General features: G+C 70.8%; 9 protein-coding genes. 2 read left to right on the top strand and 7 right to left on the bottom strand.

What is annotated here, in order from left to right; translation table 11 throughout:
- Positions 1 to 22: 22 nt before the first annotated feature.
- From pulA to ACZ7JA_RS07905, 6 genes are all read right to left on the bottom strand, one after another.
- Complete coding sequence (gene pulA, locus ACZ7JA_RS07930) at positions 23 to 5,428, bottom strand: pullulanase-type alpha-1,6-glucosidase (protein WP_470807658.1); 5,406 nt, start codon at positions 5,426 to 5,428, stop codon at positions 23 to 25.
- A gap of 191 nt (positions 5,429 to 5,619) precedes the next feature.
- Positions 5,620 to 6,993: an alpha-amylase gene (locus tag ACZ7JA_RS07925; RefSeq protein WP_470807656.1), complete on the bottom strand. Its 1,374-nt coding sequence runs from the start codon at positions 6,991 to 6,993 to the stop codon at positions 5,620 to 5,622.
- Positions 6,994 to 7,147: 154 nt separating this feature from the next.
- Positions 7,148 to 8,884: a glycoside hydrolase family 13 protein gene (locus ACZ7JA_RS07920; protein WP_450751467.1), complete on the bottom strand. Its 1,737-nt coding sequence runs from the start codon at positions 8,882 to 8,884 to the stop codon at positions 7,148 to 7,150.
- A 191-nt stretch (positions 8,885 to 9,075) separates the two neighbouring features.
- Positions 9,076 to 9,996 (bottom strand): sugar ABC transporter permease, encoded by a 921-nt coding sequence (locus tag ACZ7JA_RS07915; RefSeq protein WP_351670593.1) that lies wholly within the window; start codon positions 9,994 to 9,996, stop codon positions 9,076 to 9,078.
- A gap of 13 nt (positions 9,997 to 10,009) precedes the next feature.
- Entirely contained in the window at positions 10,010 to 11,014 is a 1,005-nt protein-coding gene (locus tag ACZ7JA_RS07910; protein ID WP_351670590.1) for a carbohydrate ABC transporter permease, read from the bottom strand.
- 100 nt (positions 11,015 to 11,114) lie between these two features.
- Positions 11,115 to 12,386, bottom strand: coding sequence for an extracellular solute-binding protein (locus ACZ7JA_RS07905; RefSeq protein WP_389446996.1), 1,272 nt, complete (start codon positions 12,384 to 12,386; stop codon positions 11,115 to 11,117).
- Between the two features lie 448 nt (positions 12,387 to 12,834).
- Here ACZ7JA_RS07905 and ACZ7JA_RS07900 point away from each other — a divergent pair, with 448 nt between their 5' ends.
- Positions 12,835 to 13,869: a LacI family DNA-binding transcriptional regulator gene (locus ACZ7JA_RS07900; RefSeq protein ID WP_351670584.1), complete on the top strand. Its 1,035-nt coding sequence runs from the start codon at positions 12,835 to 12,837 to the stop codon at positions 13,867 to 13,869.
- A gap of 86 nt (positions 13,870 to 13,955) precedes the next feature.
- A complete protein-coding gene (locus ACZ7JA_RS07895) occupies positions 13,956 to 14,819 on the top strand; it encodes a phosphatase PAP2 family protein (protein ID WP_351670582.1) in 864 nt (287 codons plus the stop codon).
- Here ACZ7JA_RS07895 and ACZ7JA_RS07890 read toward each other — a convergent pair.
- On the bottom strand, positions 14,801 to 17,803 hold the full coding sequence (locus tag ACZ7JA_RS07890) for a bifunctional [glutamine synthetase] adenylyltransferase/[glutamine synthetase]-adenylyl-L-tyrosine phosphorylase (RefSeq protein ID WP_351670579.1): 3,003 nt from the start codon (positions 17,801 to 17,803) through the stop codon (positions 14,801 to 14,803). The two genes, ACZ7JA_RS07895 and ACZ7JA_RS07890, sit on opposite strands and share 19 nt — an antisense overlap.
- Positions 17,804 to 17,942 lie beyond the last annotated feature (139 nt).

The raw sequence follows: 17,942 nt of genomic DNA, 5'->3' as shown, positions 1-17,942 counted from the left end.
TGTTCTCGGCGTCGGCCCGACCCTACTCGGCCGGCCGGCTGAACACCGCCACGGTCCGCGCCGGGACGCTGAACGTGCCCGTACCGGTCGCGAAGGAGGCGGTCCTCACCACCGGGTCGGCGCCCTTGGCCTGCGCCGGGTGCAGCCGGAAGTGGCCGCCGGCGAGGGCGCCGATCCGCTGCTCCTGCCGCTGCGGCGTGGCGTTGAAGACGACGACCAGGTCACCGAGTCGCATGGTGATCACGCCGGGCGTCTCGTCCTTGCCCGACAGCGGGAAGGACAGCCGGTCCTGCACCTGTGCGGCCGTGCCGAGGGAGAAGGCCTTCTCCGAGGTACGGATGCGCAGCAGGTCCTGGTAGGCGGCCGAAGCACCGGTGATCTGCGGGCAGCCCACCTTCACCGTGCTCAGCAGCGGCTTGGCGTACGGCCACTTGGACTCGTTGTCGGCCGCCATGGGCAGTCCGCGCCCGAAGCCGTTGCCGTCCGCGCAGTTCCAGTGGATGGCGTTGAACCAGTCGCCGCTGTCGAAGGAGTTGCGGTCCAGCGACTTCGAGCGCAGCAGGTCGGTGCCCGCCTGGGAGAGCGCCGGGCCCTGCGAGAGGGCGGCCGTGGCCATCGCCAGGACCTGCATGCGGGCCCGGTCGGACGCGGAGGTGCCCTTGGGGAGCTTGTAGGTCAGGGCGTCGAACAGCGACTCGTTGTCGTGCGCGTCCACGTAGGCGAGGGCGTCGCCGGGCGCGGCCGCGTAACCCGCCGGGGCGCCGTTGTAGTCGATCTCGGCGCCGGTGACCTCCTTGCCGGCCGAATCGGTGAAGCGGTACTTGGCGAGGTTGCCGCTCAGGCCGACCTTGATCAGGTCCTGGTAGTGCAGCAGCCGGGCCTTCTGCTCCGCCTCGGTGCCGTTGGCCGTGGAGGAGTTGGGGTCGGTGTACAGACCGGAGGCGAAGCCCTGGACGCCGGGGTCGGAGTCGAAGGGGCTGCCGCCGCGGACCGCGTCACGGGCCCGGTCGGAGAAGGTGGCGATGCCGGTGCCGGCCATGTTCTTCTGCGTGGCCTGCACGAAGCGCGCGTCGTCCGCGACCTCGCCGAAGTTCCAGCCCTCCCCGTACAGGATGATCTTCTTGCCGTCGACGCCGTCCTTCTTGACGGTCAGCGCGTCGAGGGCCTTGCGGACCGCGAGGATGTTGGCCTTCGGGTGGTGGCCCATGAGGTCGAAGCGGAAGCCGTCGACCTTGTACTCCTTGGCCCAGGTGACGATCGAGTCCACGACCAGCTTGCCCATCATCGCGTTCTCGGTCGCGGTGTTGGCGCAGCAGGTGCTGTTGGCGACCGAGCCGTCGGCGAGGAGCCGCTGGTAGTAGCCGGGCACGATCCGGTCCAGCACGCTGGTGTCGGCCTGGCCGCTGGCGGCCGTGTGGTTGTAGACGACGTCCATGACGACCCGCAGGCCGTCCTGGTTGAGCGCCTGCACCATCTTCCGGAACTGGACGGTACGGGCGGTGCCGTCGGGGTCGGTGGCGTACGAGCCCTCGGGGACCGTGTAGTGGTACGGGTCGTAGCCCCAGTTGTAGGCGTCCTTTGCTGCGGTCTTCGCCACGCACTCCTGCTGCTTGTCGGAGTCGGCCGGGTAGGAGGCCAGGTCGCAGTCGGGGCTCGCCTGGTCGGCCTTCTTCTCGGGGATGGTGGCGATGTCGAAGGCCGGCAGCAGGTGCACGTACGAGGTGCCGGACTTCGCCAGCGCGCGCAGGTGCTTCGAGCCGTCGCTGTTCTTGTCGGTGAAGGCCAGGTAGGTGCCCTGGTCCTTGGCCGGGACCGTCTTGTCGGCGACCGAGTAGTCCCGGATGTGCAGCTCCTGGATCTGCGCGTCCTTCAGCGGCACCGCCTTGGGCTTGCTCAGACCCGCCCAGCCGCTCGGGGCGAGGGACTTGTCGTTCAGGTCGACGACGAGGCTGCGCTCGGAGTCGGTGGTCAGGGCGACCGAGTACGGGTCGGTGACCTTGTTGGTGACCAGCTTGCGGACGCTGGGCGCCCACACCTTCACGACGTACCGGTAGGGCTTGCCCTTCCAGGACGCCGGGCCGGTGACGGACCAGACGCCGGTGGCGGCGTCGCGGTGCATCCTCACGGCCTTGCCGTCGAGGTCGAGGTGGACGCTCTGCGCGGTCGGCGCCCAGACGGCGAGCGTCGGCCTGCCGTCGTGGAAGGTCGGCCCGAGGGCGGCCTTCGTCGCACCGGGGTACAGGTCGTCCAGCACCCCGGCGATCTGCACGCCGGTCGCGGCCAGCACGGCGCCGTTGGCGGCCCGCTGCGAGGCCACGAGCTGCCCGTTCAGGGCCGCGCGCACCCGGTCCCGGTCACGCGGGTCGACGGACCAGGCGGTGTAGTTCTTCAGGTGCGGGAACTTCGCCTTCTGGGCGTCGGTGAGCGCCGTCTTGGTCAGGCGCAGCCAGTGCTCGTCGTCGCTGGTCAGCGCCCCGTCCTTGACGGCGATGGAGCCGTGCGGGGAGTAAAGGAGCTGGGTGGAGGCGGCGCCGTCGGCGCCGTTCCAGGCGACGGTGTCCCGGTCGATCCAGACCGCCTTGGAGGTGGTCAGGTCGAGGGCGGCGGCGCTGCCCGCGGGCTGCGGCAGCAGGTGCTGCTCCTGCCCGTTCAACAGCCACACCTCGTGCCCGTCGGCCTTGAGGTCGAGGGCCTGGTCGGTGGGGAGATCCTTGTCGTCGCCCTTGTGGATGATGTAGCTGAGGCTGGTGGCACCCTCGGTGAGGGGAACCTCGAAGACCGCGCCATAGGCGTCAGTCTTCACCGGCTTCAGGGGGTTCGACCAGTCGGTGGGGTTCGCGGCGCCCGTCCAGACGTGCAGGCCCCAGCCGTCGTAGTCGCCGTCGGCGCGGTGGTAGTGGACGACCGCCTTGGCGGTGTCCTGGGCCGGGTAGTCGGGCTTCTCGGTGAGTACGCCGTCCTTGCCCTGCTCGATCCAGACCTCACCCGTCCGGGTGACGTCGATGGACCGGTCGGCGGAGACGTCCTTGTTGCCGTCCTTGTCGATGACCAGGAAGCCGACGTTGGAGGCGCCGGGCTTGAGCTTGACGTAGGCGAAGGCGCCGTAGGCGTCGCGGCCGACGAAGGGGTGGCTGGCGGGCCAGTCCGTCGCCTCGCCGTCGGCGAGGTCGCCCCAGGCGTACAGGCCCCAGTCGGCGTAGTCGCCGTCGGTGCGCTTGTAGTGGACGACCGCGTAGTCGCGGGAGGAGGCCGTGGGGACCTCCGGGGCGGCCGGGGCGCCGGTGGTGCTGGTCGCGGTGGCGCTCGCGGTGTGTCCGGCCGAGTCGATCACGACCGCCTTGTAGCGCAGGGCGGTGCCGGCCGGCACGTCGTCCCCGATGGCCTGGGTGACCTTGTAGGGGGCGTGGTCGGCGGAGCCGAGCGTGCGCCACTTGCCGTTGCCGACCTGTGCGGCGAAGACGACGCGGTTGAGCCGCCCGCCCTCGACGTCCGCGCTCGGCTCGACGGTGCCGGTCGCCCCGGCGGCCGGTGCGCTCAGGGTGATGGCCGGCTTCGTGGCGGGCTTGGCGAGGGCGCCCGCGGCCCGGTAGACGACCGTGGCGCCGGCCGGGACGGTGACGGTGAGCCGGCGGTCGGCGTCGGAGGCGCGGGTGTCGTCGGCGCCGTAGACACCGCGGTAGGACATGCCGGCCGAACCGGTGGTGAAGGTCGCCGTCTTCGCCTCGTCGGCGTTGTTGAGGGCGACGACGTACTCCTGGCCGGTCTTCGCGTCCGTGCGGGTGAACGCGTAGACGCCGGCGCCGTCGGCGGCGTAGCGCTCGGTCTGGACCCCGTCGGTGAGCGCCGGGTTGGCCTTGCGGAGCTTCGCGAGGGCGGCGATCTGCCGGTACAGCGGGGCGCCGGTGTCGTAGGCGTCGCTCGCGTGGGTGCGGGCGGTGCCGATCTCGTCGTCGTCGAGGTAGTCGGCGACCTTCGAGGCGAACATCGTCTGGCGGGCGTCCTTGTCGCCGCCGGAGCCGGTGAAGCCCTGCTCGTCGCCGTAGTAGACGACCGGGTTGCCGCGGCTGAGGAACATCAGCTCGTTGGCGAGCTTGTCCTTCTTGAGGATCTCGGCGTCGGTGGCCTTGGGGTTGTCCTGCTTCAGGAAGTACCCGACGCGGCCCATGTCGTGGTTGCCGAGGAAGGTGACCTGCTCGTACGCGTTGGCCTTGTCGGTCGTGTACTTGTAGTCGTCACCGAAGACGCTCGCCAGCTTCCGCGCGCTGCCGCCCTGGGAGGCGTAGGCGCGGGCCGCGTCCTGGAAGGGGAAGTCGAGGGTGGCGTCCAGCCGGCCCTGGGTGACGTACGGGGAGGTGACGGAGGTGTCGGCGGAGTAGACCTCGCCGAACATGAAGAAGTTCTTCCGCCCGTGCGCGGCCGCGTAGGCGTCCAGCGCGGTCGCCCACTGGGTCCAGAAGTCCATGTCGACGTGCTTGACGGTGTCGATGCGGAAACCGTCGATGCCGTAGTCCCCGACCCACCGCTGGTAGATCTTCTCCATGCCCTTGACGACCTCGGGGCGTTCGGTCCACAGGTCGTCGAGGCCGGAGAAGTCGCCGTAGGTGGTGGACTCGCCGGCGTACGTCGAGTCGCCCCGGTTGTGGTACATCGTCGGGTCGTTGAGCCAGGCCGGGACCTTGCTCCTGCTCGTGACCTTCGGGGTGTAGGGGAAGGAGCCGGCGTCGGTGGCCGGGAACTTCCGCGTGCCGTCGGCGTAGTCGGCGTCGTCGAAGGGCCTGCCGTCCTTCGTCAGGTACGGGAAGGCGCCCTTGGACAGGTAGCCGTAGGACTTCTCCCGGTAGTCGACGACGTCGGCGGTGTGGTTGGTGATGACGTCGAAGAAGACCTTCATGCCCTTGGCGTGCGCCTTGGAGATGAGGGTCGCGAGGTCCTTGTTGGTCCCGAAGTGCGGGTCGACCTGGGTGAAGTCGGTGATCCAGTAACCGTGGTAGCCGGCCGAGGCGTTGTCGCCGGCGCCCTGGACGGGACGGTTCTTGAAGATCGGCGCCATCCAGATGGAGGTGGTGCCGAGCCCCTTGATGTAGTCGAGCCGCTTGGTCAGGCCCTTGAGGTCACCGCCCTGGTAGAACCCCTTGTCGGTGGGGTCGTAGCCGGTGCTCAGGCGCGAGCCGGTGAGTCCGCCCTTGTCGTTGGAGGCGTCCCCGTTGGCGAAACGGTCCGGCATGACGAAGTAGAACTGCTCGCGCGTGTCGTCGTGCCGGGCGGCCTGGGCGGCCAGCGCGGCGTCGGAGGGAGGCGCGGGCGGTGTGTCCGCGTGGGCGGACACCGGCTGCACGAGGGCGGCGGCGAGGGCGGCTGCGGTCACGACCGCGGCCCTGCGCCGGTACGGGGTACGGCGCGTCGAGGGCGCCGGCCATCTCGGTATCACAGGCGGGAACTCCTAGCGATTACGGCTCTTCTGGGTCCGACCCCACGCCGCGGCTCGGCTCCGATGCCGGGCGCCCGCGCGACCGTACCGCCCGCGAAAGGGTTGCAGCAAGAGGCTTGAAAGCATCGGTAAGCAATTTCAACCGAGTTGGCCCGTGCCGCCGTGCGGGCGGCGGCACGGGCCTCATCGCGTCAGCAGCTCGACTTGCCGGCGTAGATGGCCAGGGCCGTGTTGGAGCCGAGGGTGGCCGAGAACTGGCCGCTGGAGTTCACGGTCACGGTGGTGTTGTTCTGGACGTTGCAGTAGGTGCCCGCGGGCAGCGAGGTCTGGTAGGTGCGGGTCAGCGCGGAGGACTCGTGGTTGATGGCCACGTAGCCCTTGCTTCCCCGGCCGAACGCGATCGCGTTGTTGCCGTTGTCCCACCAGTTGGTGACCGACTGGCCCCGGGTGGCGTTGCGGAAGGGGACCATGCCGATGATCTCCGGCCACTTGTGCTGGCACTTCCAGCCGTCCTGCCAGCAGGCGTTGACCTGACCGCCGTTGGGCGGGCCGGCGTCCGCGTCGGACCACTCGTAGCCGGAGTTGACGTCCGGGGCGCCGTAGGGCCAGGCCAGCATGAAGACGTTGGCGAGGGTGTAGTTGGCGCCGCTCTTGTAGTTGAGGGTGGAGCCGTTGCGCTCGGTGTCGTGGTTGTCCACGAAGACGCCGGCACTGGCACTGCTCAGGTAGCCCCAGCCCTCGCCGTAGTTGCTGAGGTAGGCCAGCTTCTCGTTGTTGAAGACCCGCTTGAGGTCGTAGGCGTAGCGGAACTCCTGGACGTCGCCGTTGCCGGTGTACTCGGTGGGCTGGACGGCCTCGCCCGCGCCGTAGATGACCTCCTGCTTCCAGTAGACGCCGGGGTTCGTCAGCCGCGACTTGATGTTGGCGAGGTCGGCGCTGTCGATGTGCTTGGCCGCGTCGATGCGGAAGCCGTCGACGCCCAGCGTGAGCAGGTCGTTCATGTAGCCGGCGATGGTCTTGCGGACGTACTCCTCGCCGGTGTCGAGGTCGGCCAGCCCGACCAGTTCGCAGTGCTGGACGTTCCAGCGGTCCTGGTAGTTGCCGACCTGGGAGGTGCAGTCGTCGAAGTCGTAGGACGAGTACAGGCCCGGGTAGTTGTACTTCGTGTACGACGAGCCGCCGGTGCCGGTGCCGCTGCCCGCCGACATGTGGTTGATGACCGTGTCGACGACGACCTTCACGCCCGCCGAGTGGCAGGTGTTCACCATGTTCTGGAAGGCCGCGCGGTTGCCGAGGCGGCCGGCGATCTTGTAGCTGACGGGCTGGTACGAGGTCCACCACTGCGAGCCCTGTATGTGCTCGGCGGGCGGGGAGACCTGGACGTAGCCGTAGCCGGCGGGGCCGAGGGTGCTGGTGCACTCGCGGGCCACCGAGGCGTAGTTCCACTCGAAGAGCACCGCGGTGACGTCCTTGGCGCCGGGCGGGGACGCCTGTGCGGTCGTCGGGGTCATGACAAGGGCGGCGGCCGTGAGGGCGACCGCCGCGGAGAGGGTTCTGCGTGCCATGTGGGGTTCCTTCTTCATCGAAGGGTGTGGGGTACCGCCGATGGCGCTTGCTGAAATGTTTCAGCAAACTTGCGGTGACGCAGATGTTAAAGGCCCGCTGCCTGAAAGGCAGCGGGCCGGTGTGAAGTTGATGCAAGAAATTTCAGAGCGGGCGTCAGTCCGCCGCGGTCCACCAGACGGTGGTGTCCGCCGGCACCTTCGCCTCGCCGCCGGCCTCGGTCACCTCACCGCTGGCGAGCAGCACCCGGCCGTACGCCGGCATGGTCACCGACTCGCCGGTGGTGTTGGCGACGCACACGAACTCGCCGCGCCGGAAGGCCACCACGCCCTCCGGGGCCCGCAGCCACTCCACCGACTCGCCCGCGCCCAGACCGGGCTGGGAGCGGCGCAGGCCGAGCGCGGAGCGGTACAGCTCCAGCGTCGAACCGGGCACGCCGGTCTGCGCCTCCACGCTCAGTTCGGCCCAGCTCGCCGGCTGCGGCAGCCAGCTCCCGCCGCTGCCGAAGCCGTAGCTGGAGCCCTCGCGGGTCCACGGGATCGGCACCCGGCAGCCGTCGCGGAAGCCGTCCTGGCCGGCGCCCCGGAAGTACGCGGGGTCCTGGCGCACCTCGTCCGGGAGGTCCACCACGTCCGGCAGGCCCAGTTCCTCGCCCTGGTAGATGTACGCCGAGCCGGGCAGGGCGAGCATCAGCAGGGAGGCCGCGCGGGCCCGGCGCAGGCCGAGGTCGCGGTCGCCGGCGGTGCGGATCTGGGTGCCGAGGCCGGGCGGGTTGGCGAAGCGGGTGGCGTGCCGGGTGACGTCGTGGTTGGACAGCACCCAGGTGGCGGGGGCGCCGACCGGGCGCATCGCCTCCAGGGTGCGGTCGATCACGGTGCGCAGCTCGGCGGCGTCCCACTCGGTGCCCAGGTACTGGAAGTTGAAGGCCTGGTGCAGCTCGTCCGGGCGGACGTAGTTGGCGGTGCGCTCGACGGTCGGGGTCCACGCCTCGGCGACGAAGATACGCCCGCCCGTCTCCCGCCCCCGCCCTTCTGCGGAAGGCCCTTCGGGCCCCATTGCATCCGCGTACTCGTCGAGGACCGTGCGCCACTGGCGGTAGACCTCGTGCACGCCGTCCTGGTCGAAGAACGGCATGACATCGTTGCCCAGCAGCTTGAGCTGGTCGTGGGAGCCGAGGTCGGGCAGGCCCTCGGCCTTCACCAGGCCGTGGGCCACGTCGATGCGGAAGCCGTCCACGCCCATGTCCAGCCAGAAACGCAGGATGGAGCGGAACTCGTCGCCGACGGCCGGGTGCTCCCAGTTGAAGTCGGGCTGCTCGGGGGCGAACAGGTGCAGGTACCACTCGCCCGGGGTGCCGTCCGGCTCGGTCACCCGGGTCCACGCCGGGCCGCCGAAGATGGACTCCCAGTCGTTGGGCGGCAGCGCGCCGTCCTTCCCCTTGCCGGGACGGAAGTGGTAGCGCTCGCGCAGCGGGGAGCCGGGGCCCTCGGCGAGGGCGCGCTTGAACCACTCGTGCTGGTCGGAGGAGTGGTTGGGGACCAGGTCGACGATGACCCGCAGGCCCAGCCCGTGGGCGTCGCGGATCAGGGCGTCGGCGTCGAGCAGGTTGCCGAACATGGGGTCGACGGCGCGGTAGTCCGCGACGTCGTAGCCCGCGTCCGCCTGCGGGGAGGCGTAGAAGGGGCTGAGCCACACGGCGTCGACACCGAGGTCGCGCAGGTACGGGAGGCGGGAGCGCACGCCCTCCAGGTCGCCCATGCCGTCGGCGTTGCTGTCGGCGAAGCTGCGCGGGTAGACCTGGTAGATGACCGCGTCCCGCCACCAGTCACGGCTGGTGGCGACGGTGGCGACGGCGGAGTCGGTGGCCGGGGCTGCAGAATTCTGCTGGCTCATGGCGTCCTTGATGCGGTGGGGGTCCCCCCTCCTGGGCGGGGCCCGGCGGGGGGAAGGGTCAATGGTGGGCGTGGGTACGGCGGCGGGGCCGGTGCGCTGCGAGGCGGCCGCGGTGCCGGCGGGGTCGGATGGACACCGCGGCCGCCTACCCGCGCGCACTGCGGCGCGCGGGAGCATTCCTCCGGCGGGCGTCAGCCCTTGGTGCCGCCGGCGGTGAGGCCGGTGACGAGGTTCTTCTGCACGAGGTAGAAGAACGCGGACACGGGTATCGCGACCAGCACGGCGGTGGCCGCCATCAGGTTGCGCTGGGCGTCGTGCTCGCTGACGAAGCTCTGCAGACCGACGGCGAAGGTGTACTTGGTGTCGTCGAGCATGAACGTCGAGGCGAAGGCGACCTCACCGAACGCGGTGATGAAGTTGTAGAAGGCGGCGACCGCCAGGCCCGGCTTGGCGAGCGGCAGGATCAGCCGGAAGAAGGTGCCGAACGGGGTGAGGCCGTCGACCCGTCCCGCCTCGTCGATCTCGAACGGGATCGTGTCGAAGTAGCCCTTGAGCAGCCAGGCGCTGTAGGGCACCGCGGTCGAGCAGTAGACCAGGATCAGGCCCAGGTAGCTGTCGATGAGCTGCAGGTCCGAGAGGATCTGGTACATCGGCACGATGAGCACGGCGATCGGGAACATCTGGGTGACGAGCAGCACCCACATGAACTTCTTGTAGCCCGGGAAGCGCATCCTGGACACGGCGTAGCCGGTGGTGGCCGCGACGAAGACGCCGATGACCGTGGTGCCCAGCGAGACGATCAGCGAGCTCTTCATCCAGTCGAAGAAGCCGGTGTGCTGCAGGACGAACGAGTAGTTGCTGAACGTCATCTTGTGCCAGATGCCGCCCGGGTGCAGGTAGTCGTCCTTGTCCGGGCCGAGGGAGAGGAAGATCAGCCAGGCGATCGGGAACAGGGCGATCAGGCTCGCGACGGTGAGGATGCCGTGGGAGGCGAGGGCGGCCAGGGGGCGGCGCTTGCCCCGGCGGGGGGCCGGGCCGCGGTTCAGGGCCTCGAGGACCTGGGGGGTCACCGGCTTCTGGGCGGTGGCCTCGGGAGGTGTCGTGGTGCTCATGGGGACTCCTGCCTCAGATCGCGAGCTGCTGCTCGTTGCGGTTCAGCCAGCGGCGGTAGAACGAGGTGAAGACGATCAGAATGGCCAGCAGCAGGATGCCGTAGGCGGCCGACTGCGCGAAGTCACGCGGCTGCTGTCCGAAGCCCAGGTAGTAGGCCCAGGTGACGAGGATCTGTGCGTCCGGCGCCGTGTTGCCGAAGAGCAGGAAGATGACCGCGAACTGGTTGAACGTCCAGATGATGCCCAGCAGCACGACGGTGGAGCTGACCGACCGCAGGCCCGGCAGGGTGACGTAGCGGAAGCGCTGCCAGGAGTTCGCGCCGTCCATCTCGGCCGCCTCGTAGAGCGAGGAGTCGATGGACTGCAGGCCGCCGAGCAGGGAGACCATCATGAAGGGCACACCGCACCAGGTGTTGACCATGATGGCGGCGAACCGCTGCCAGAAGGTGTCCTCCAGCCACAGCGGGGCCGGCAGGTGCAGCGCGTCGAGCGCCGAGTTGATGATGCCCCCGTCGGCGAGCATGAAGCGCCAGCCGAAGACGGTGACGAAGGTGGGCACGGCCCACGGCAGGATGAGGATCAGCCGGTAGAAGGTGCGGCCGCGCAGCTTCTGGTTGAGCAGCAGGGCGAGGCCCAGGCCGATGCAGTAGTGCAGCGCGACGCAGAGGACGGTCCAGGCGATCGTCCAGATGAAGTGCGACCAGAAGCGGTCGTACGCCGTCGGGCCGAACAGGATGTCCTTGTAGTTGTCGAGCCCGATGAACTTGTAGGTGGCGTCGATGTGGTTGACGCCGATGGTGCGGGCGGTGTTCAGGCTGTTGGCGTCGGTGAGCGTCAGGTACAGGCCGTACACCAGCGGGTAGATCACCAGCGCGCCCAGCACGACCGCCACCGGGGCGATCATCGCGTACGCGTACCAGTGTTTCTGGTAGCCACTCTTGATGCGCCGGCCCAGCCCGGGCCGAGGCGCGCGGTCACCGCGGCGCTTGCCGGTCGCGCGGTCGATGGCGACTGTCATGGTTCGACACCTTCTGGAAGATCAGGGTTGGGCCGGGCACAGGGCGGCGGCCGCCGGATCCTTCCCCCCTTCGAGGAGAGGATCCGGCGGCCACCCGGGCTCACTTGCTGAAGTCGGGCACCAGCTTGGCGACGGCCAGCTCGGCGTTGCTCAGGCCCTTGTCCAGCGACTCCTTGCCACCCGCGATCTTGGGCAGCTCGGTGTCCAGCGGACCCCACAGGGAGCTGTACTCGGGCAGCGCCGGGCGGGGCTGGGCGGCGGAGAGGACGCCCTGGTAGCCGGCGATGCCGGGGTCGGCCTTGACCTGGTCGGTGTAGGCGTCGCCGCGGGTCGGCAGGGTGGAGTTCTTCAGGGCGATGGTCTCCTGGGACTTCGCCGAGGTCATGAACTTCACGAACTTCAGCGCCGCGGCCTGGTGGGCCTTGTCGGAGCCGGCGTAGACCGAGAGGTTGTGGCCGCCGGTCGGGGCGCCCGCCTTGCCGGACGAGCCGGCCGGGACGGTGGCGATGCCGAGGTTGTTCTTGTCCTTGAAGGCGCTGCCCTTGTAGAAGTTCGTGATCTCCCAGGGGCCCTGGATGATCGCGGCGACCTTGCCGTTGACGAACGCGTCCTGGATGTGGGCGTACGCGTCGGCGGTGGTGTCGGCCTTGTGCAGGCCCTTGCCGGAGAACAGGCTCAGCCAGGTGCCGTAGGCCTTCTTGGCGGCCGGCGAGTTCACCGTGACCTTCTTGGCGGCGGCGTCGACGGTGTCGGTGCCCTCGCCGTACAGGAAGGACTGGGCGTAGTAGGCCTGGGTGGAGCCCCAGTAGCCGGGCACGCCCGCCTTGGCCTGGACCTTGGCGGCGTCGGACTTCAGCTCGTCCCAGGTCTTGGGGGCCTCGGTGATGCCGGCCTTCTTGAAGAGGGCCTTGTTGTAGACCAGGGCGAGGGTGTCGGTGACCAGCGGCGCGCCGTAGGTCTTGCCCTCGTACTGGGCCTGCTTGATCAGGTTCGGCTCGAACTTGGCCTGGTCGGCCAGGGCGTCGGTGCCGTCCAGCGGCAGGAAGTAGCCCTTCTTGGCGAAGGCCGGGGTCCAGCCGACCTCGGAGCGCAGCACGTCCGGGGCGCCCTTGGAGCCGGCCGCCGTGTCGAACTTGTTCTGCGCCTGGTCGAAGGGCACGTTGACGTACTTGACCTTGACGTCCTTGTTGGCAGCCTCGAACTGCTGGACCAGGGCCTTGTACGTCGGTGCCTCGTTGGTGGCGTTGGAGGTGTCCCACCAGGTGATGGTGACCGGGCCGTCCGACTTGCTGTCGCTGTCGCCACCGCCGCACGCCGTCGCCGCCAGGGCGAGGGACGCCACCAGCGCGGAGGCCGCTATGCCACGCCGCATGAGTTCTCCTTGAGGGTTAAAGCCCGTGTGATGCAGGGGCGGTCCCGTCCGCCGGCCCTGCTGTCTTGCCGACTGCGCCGTTGCCGCGGCCGGGCGACCAGGAACGTAACAGCGATGTAAGCCCCGCGAAAGACCTTGCAGCAAAAAAGTGCAAGAGAACACGAGGGTTACCTCGCCGTGACCTGCGCTAGATCCCACCGAAACCCTTATCCGTCGCCGGTACGCGGGTTGACGGACACTTGTGCAAGACTCTGCAAGGCCTTGCCATCCGTCTCCGTCGCCGGAATCATCCCCTTGCGAGCGGACACCGGCTCGACAAGGACCTCACAAGGGACCGTGAAGGACGAGGAGCGCGATGAGGCAGCAATCCACCGCAGGCCGATCAGCCGCCCGCGCACGGCGTCCCGTCGGTGTGCAAGGAGGAGTCCGGCCGGTACAGTCCGGTGCCGTGACCACAAGGCTTGCGGACATCGCTGCGCAGGCGGGGGTGAGCGAAGCGACCGTCAGCCGCGTTCTCAACGGCAAGCCGGGCGTCGCGGCCACCACCCGCCAGTCCGTGCTGGCCGCGCTGGACGTGCTCGGCTACGAGCGTCCGGTGCGGCTGCGGCAGCGCAGCGAGGGGCTCGTGGGGCTGATCACCCCCGAGCTGGAGAACCCGATATTCCCGGCCCTGGCCCAGGTCATCGGCCAGGCGCTGACCCGGCAGGGCTACACCCCGGTGCTCGCCACCCAGACCCCGGGCGGGTCGACGGAGGACGAGCTGACCGAGATGCTGGTGGACCGCGGGGTGGCCGGGATCATCTACGTCTCGGGGCTGCACGCCGACACCACCGCCGACATGCAGCGCTACGAGCGGCTGCGCGCGCAGGGCGTCCCGTTCGTGCTGGTGGACGGGTTCTCGCCGAAGGTGCAGGCGCCGTTCATCTCGCCGGACGACCGGGCCGCGATGTCGCTGGCCGTGACGCACCTGGCGTCGCTGGGCCACACCCGGATCGGGCTGGCGCTCGGCCCGAAGCGGTTCGTGCCGGTGCAGCGCAAGATCGAGGGCTTCGTGCGCGCGGTGCAGGAACAGCTCGGGCTCCCCGCGCAGACGGTGGAGACCGAGCTCATCCAGCACTCGCTGTACACCCTGGAGGGCGGCCAGGCGGCCGCGACCGCGCTGATCGGGCGGAACTGCACGGCGGTGGTCTGCGCGAGCGACATGATGGCGCTCGGCGCGATACGGGCCGCCCGGCAGCTCGGCCTGGAGGTGCCCCGGGACGTCTCGGTGGTGGGCTTCGACGACTCCCCGCTGATCGCGTTCACCGACCCGCCGCTGACCACGGTCCGCAAGCCGGTCCCGGCGATGGGCCAGGCGGCGGTGCGCACGCTGCTGGAGGACATCGGCGGGACGCCTGCGCCGCACAGCGAGTTCGTGTTCATGCCCGAGCTGGTGGTGCGCGGTTCGACCGCCTCCGCCCCGGGGGACCGCGCCCGCGGCTGAGCCCCGCGCGGGCCGCAGGACGTGCGGCCGGGAACCGGGCTTGGGATGATCTGTCGGAGAAGTCTTTTCTGGCAGACTGCGTGGCTATGAGTGACTCGACCGTGACAGAGCCGGAAGGTCGCGAGGAGGTGGCCGTTCCGCGGGCCGTCACGGGCGAGGACAGACAGGGTCGTCGGCGCGGCCTGCGCAGTCCGCGCCGGCCCCGGCTGTGGTTCGAGATCCTGCTGATCGCGGTGAGTTACTGGACGTACTCCCTGATCCGCAACGCGGTCCCGGAGCAGCGGGCGAAGGCGCTGCGCAACGCCGACTGGGTCTGGCGGGCCGAGCACCAGGCCGGCATCGCCGTCGAGCAGTCCGTCAACCATGCCGCCAACGCGGTGACTTGGCTGATCGTCGGGATGAACTACTACTACGCCACGCTGCACTTCGTCATCACCATCGGTGTGCTGGTGTGGCTCTACCGCCGGCATCCCGGGCGCTACGCGGCGACCCGGCTGGCGCTGTTCGCGACGACGGGCGCCGCGCTGGCCGGCTACTACCTGTTCCCGCTGGCCCCGCCCCGACTGATGCACGGCGGGCGCTTCGTCGACACGGTGATGGTGCACCACACCTGGGGTTCGATGGCCTCGGGCGACCTGAAGCACATGTCGAACCAGTACGCGGCGATGCCGTCGATGCACATCGGCTGGTCGCTGTGGTGCGGTCTGACGGTCTTCGCGCTGGCGTCGGTGCCGTGGGTGCGGGTGCTGGGACTGGTGTACCCGGCGGTGACCCTGCTGGTGATCGTCGCCACCGCCAACCACTTCTGGCTGGACGCGGTGGGCGGGGCCGTCTGCCTGGCCTTCGGCTTCACGGTGGCCCGCCTCTGGTACGGCAGCCTGCCGTACGGGCTGCCGCGCAGGCCGGCGCCGTCCCGGGCCGCCGCGCGGGCTCAGGCGCCGTCCGCGTAGAACTGCTGCTCCACGACCGTGCGCGCCCTGCGCGTGGTGCGGCGGTACGCGTCCAGCATGTCCCCGACATGCCCGGAGCCGTAACCGAGGTAGCGGCCGACGGCGGCGAGTTCGCGCGGCTCGGTGGGGAACGTGTCGCCGGCCCGGCCGCGGACCAGCATGACCGCGTTGCGCACCCGGGTGGCCAGCACCCACGCCTCGTCCAGCACGGCGGTGTCCTCGGCGGAGAGCAGCCCGGCCTCCCGGGCGGCGGCCAGGGCCGCACGGGTGCGGGTGGTGCGCAGGCCGGGGACCTGCGCGCCGTGCCGGAGCTGGAGCAGCTGCACGGTCCACTCGACGTCGGACAGGCCGCCGGGGCCGAGCTTGGTGTGCAGCTTGGGGTCGGCGCCGCGCGGCAGCCGCTCGGACTCCATGCGGGCCTTGAGCCGGCGGATCTCCCGGACCGCGTCCTCGCCGAGCCCCGCCTCGGGGTGGCGCAGCGGGTCGATCAGCTCGATGAAGCGGCGGCCGAGGTCGGCGTCCCCGGCGACCGGCTCGGCCCGCAGCAGCGCCTGCGACTCCCAGACCAGGGACCAGCGGCGGTAGTAGGCCGCGTACGACTTCAGGGTGCGCACCAGCGGTCCCGACTTGCCCTCGGGGCGCAGACCGGCGTCGATGAGCAGCGGCGGGTCGGCGCTGGGGAGCTGCAGCAGCCGGCGCATCTCGGCGACGACCTTGTTGGCGGCCGCCGCGGCCTCCTGCTCGGCGACGCCGTCCTGCGGTTCGTGCACGAACAGCACGTCGGCGTCGGAGCCGTAGCCCAGTTCGTTCCCGCCGAAGCGGCCCATGGCGATGATCGCGAACCGGGTCGGCAGGGTGTCGCCCCAGCCCTCGCGGACCACCGCGCGCAGGGTGCCGGCCAGGGTGGCGGCGGTCAGGTCGGAGACCGCGGCGCCGACCCGGTCCACCAGGGCGCCCTGGTCGGCCTCGGCGTCGCTGGTCTCGGTGCCGTAGGAGCCGACGATGTCCGCGGCGGCCGTGCGGAACAGCTCGCGGCGGCGGACGCCGCGGGCCGCGGTGACGCCCTGGGCGGCGTTCTCCGCGCGGCGGACGGCGGCCAGCACCTCCTGTTCGAGCTGCCCGCGCTCGCGCGGCTCCAGGCCGGCGCCGCGGTCGCCGTCGCCGAGCAGCGCGACCGCCTCGGGGGCGCGCATCAGCAGGTCGGGGGCGAGACGGCCGGCGGACAGGACGCGGGCCAGGTTCTCGGCGGCCGCGCCCTCGTCCCGCAGGAGCCGCAGGTACCAGGGGGTCTTGCCGAGGGCGTCGGAGACCTTGCGGAAGTTGAGCAGACCGGCGTCCGGGTCGGCGGAGTCGGCGAACCAGCCGAGCAGGACGGGCAGCAGGGTGCGCTGGATGGCGGCCTTGCGGGTCACCCCGGAGGCGAGGGCCTCCAGGTGGCGCAGGGCGGCGGCCGGGTCGGCGTAGCCGAGGGCCACCAGGCGCTCGCGGGCCGCCTCGGCGCTGAGCCGGGTCTCGCCGGGTGCGAGCTGGGCCACCGCGTCGAGCAGCGGCCGGTAGAAGAGCTTCTCGTGCAGCCGCCGTACGACGCCGGCGTGCCGCTTCCACTCGCGCTGCAGGCTGGTCACCGGGTCGGTGCGCAGGCCCAGTGAGCGGCCGAGGCGGCGCAGGTCGTCCTCCGCCTCGGGGACGAGGTGGGTGCGGCGCAGCCGGTAGAGCTGGATGCGGTGCTCCATGGAACGCAGGAAGCGGTAGGCCTCGTCGAGCCGGGCGGCGTCCTCGCGGCCCACGTAGCCGCCGGCCGCGAGGGCCCGCAGCGCGTCCAGGGTGGTGCCGCTGCGCAGGGTGGCGTCGGTGCGGCCGTGCACGAGCTGCAGGAGCTGTACGGCGAACTCGACGTCCCGCAGGCCGCCCGGGCCGAGCTTGAGCTGGCGGTCGAGTTCGGCGGCGGGGATGTTCGCGATGACCCGGCGGCGCATCCGCTGCACGTCGGCGACGAAGTTCTCCCGTTCGGCGGCCTGCCAGACCAGGGGGCCGAGGGCGTCGGCGTAGGCCTTCCCCAGCTCGGCGTCGCCGGCCACCGGGCGGGCCTTGAGCAGGGCCTGGAACTCCCAGGTCTTGGCCCAGCGCTGGTAGTAGGCGAGGTGGCTGCTGAGGGTGCGCACCAGGGGGCCGTTGCGGCCCTCGGGGCGCAGATTGGCGTCGACGGGCCAGATGGAGCCCTCGACGGTGGTCTCCGAGCAGATCCGCATCATGTGCGAGGCGAGCTTGGTGGCGGATCTGAGCGCCTTGTCCTCGTCCGTGCCGTCGGCCGCCTCGGCCACGAAGATCACGTCGACGTCGGACACGTAGTTCAGCTCGTGGCCGCCGCACTTGCCCATCGCGATCACCGCGAGACGGCAGGCGGCGGCGTCCTCCGGGGCGGCCTGCCGGGCCTGCGCCAGGGCGGCGCGCAGGGTGGCGGTGGCGAGGTCGGCCAGCTCGGCGGCGGTGTCGGCGACGTCGATGGTGCCGCAGACGTCCCGGGCGGCGATGGACAGCAGGCAGCGGCGGTAGGCCACGCGCAGGGAGACGGGGTCGGTGGCCTCCGCGAGGCCCCGCTCGAACTCCTCCACGCCGGGGTGCAGGTCCCGGGGCTCGTAGGTGACCAGTGCCTGCCAGTCGCCGGCGTGCCGGGCGAGGTGGTCGGCGAGGGCGGCGGAGGCGCCGAGGACGCCGAGCAGGCGGTCGCGCAGCGGCTTGGCCGCGGTCAGGGTGTCCAGCAGCTCGCGGCGGGCGGTCGGGGCGGGCTGCGCCTCCAGGAGCCGGGCCAGTCCTTCCAGTGCGAGGTCGGGGTCGGCGGTGGCGCCGAGGGCCTCCAGCAGCACCGGGTCGTCGCGCACCGGCGCCAGCTCGACGCCGTCCAGGAGGCGCTCGGCGGCGGACGGGTCGGTGAAGCCGTGCCGAAGCAGCCGCGTGAAGGTACTGCTCCTGCGCCCCGGCGTCATGCCCGGCCTCCCCTGCGATCAGTGCACCTCATCCTGCGCCGAGCCTAACCGCACCGGGGCCGGGGCCGCCTGATACGAACGACGCGGGTGCCTGCGGCGCCCCCGCCCCGCCGAGCCCGGCCGGCGGCACACGGCTGGG

This window comes from Streptomyces sp. NPDC038135 (genome assembly GCF_055601245.1).
Note: the sequence above shows the minus strand (reverse complement) of the source record. Positions and strands in the feature narration are given on the sequence as shown.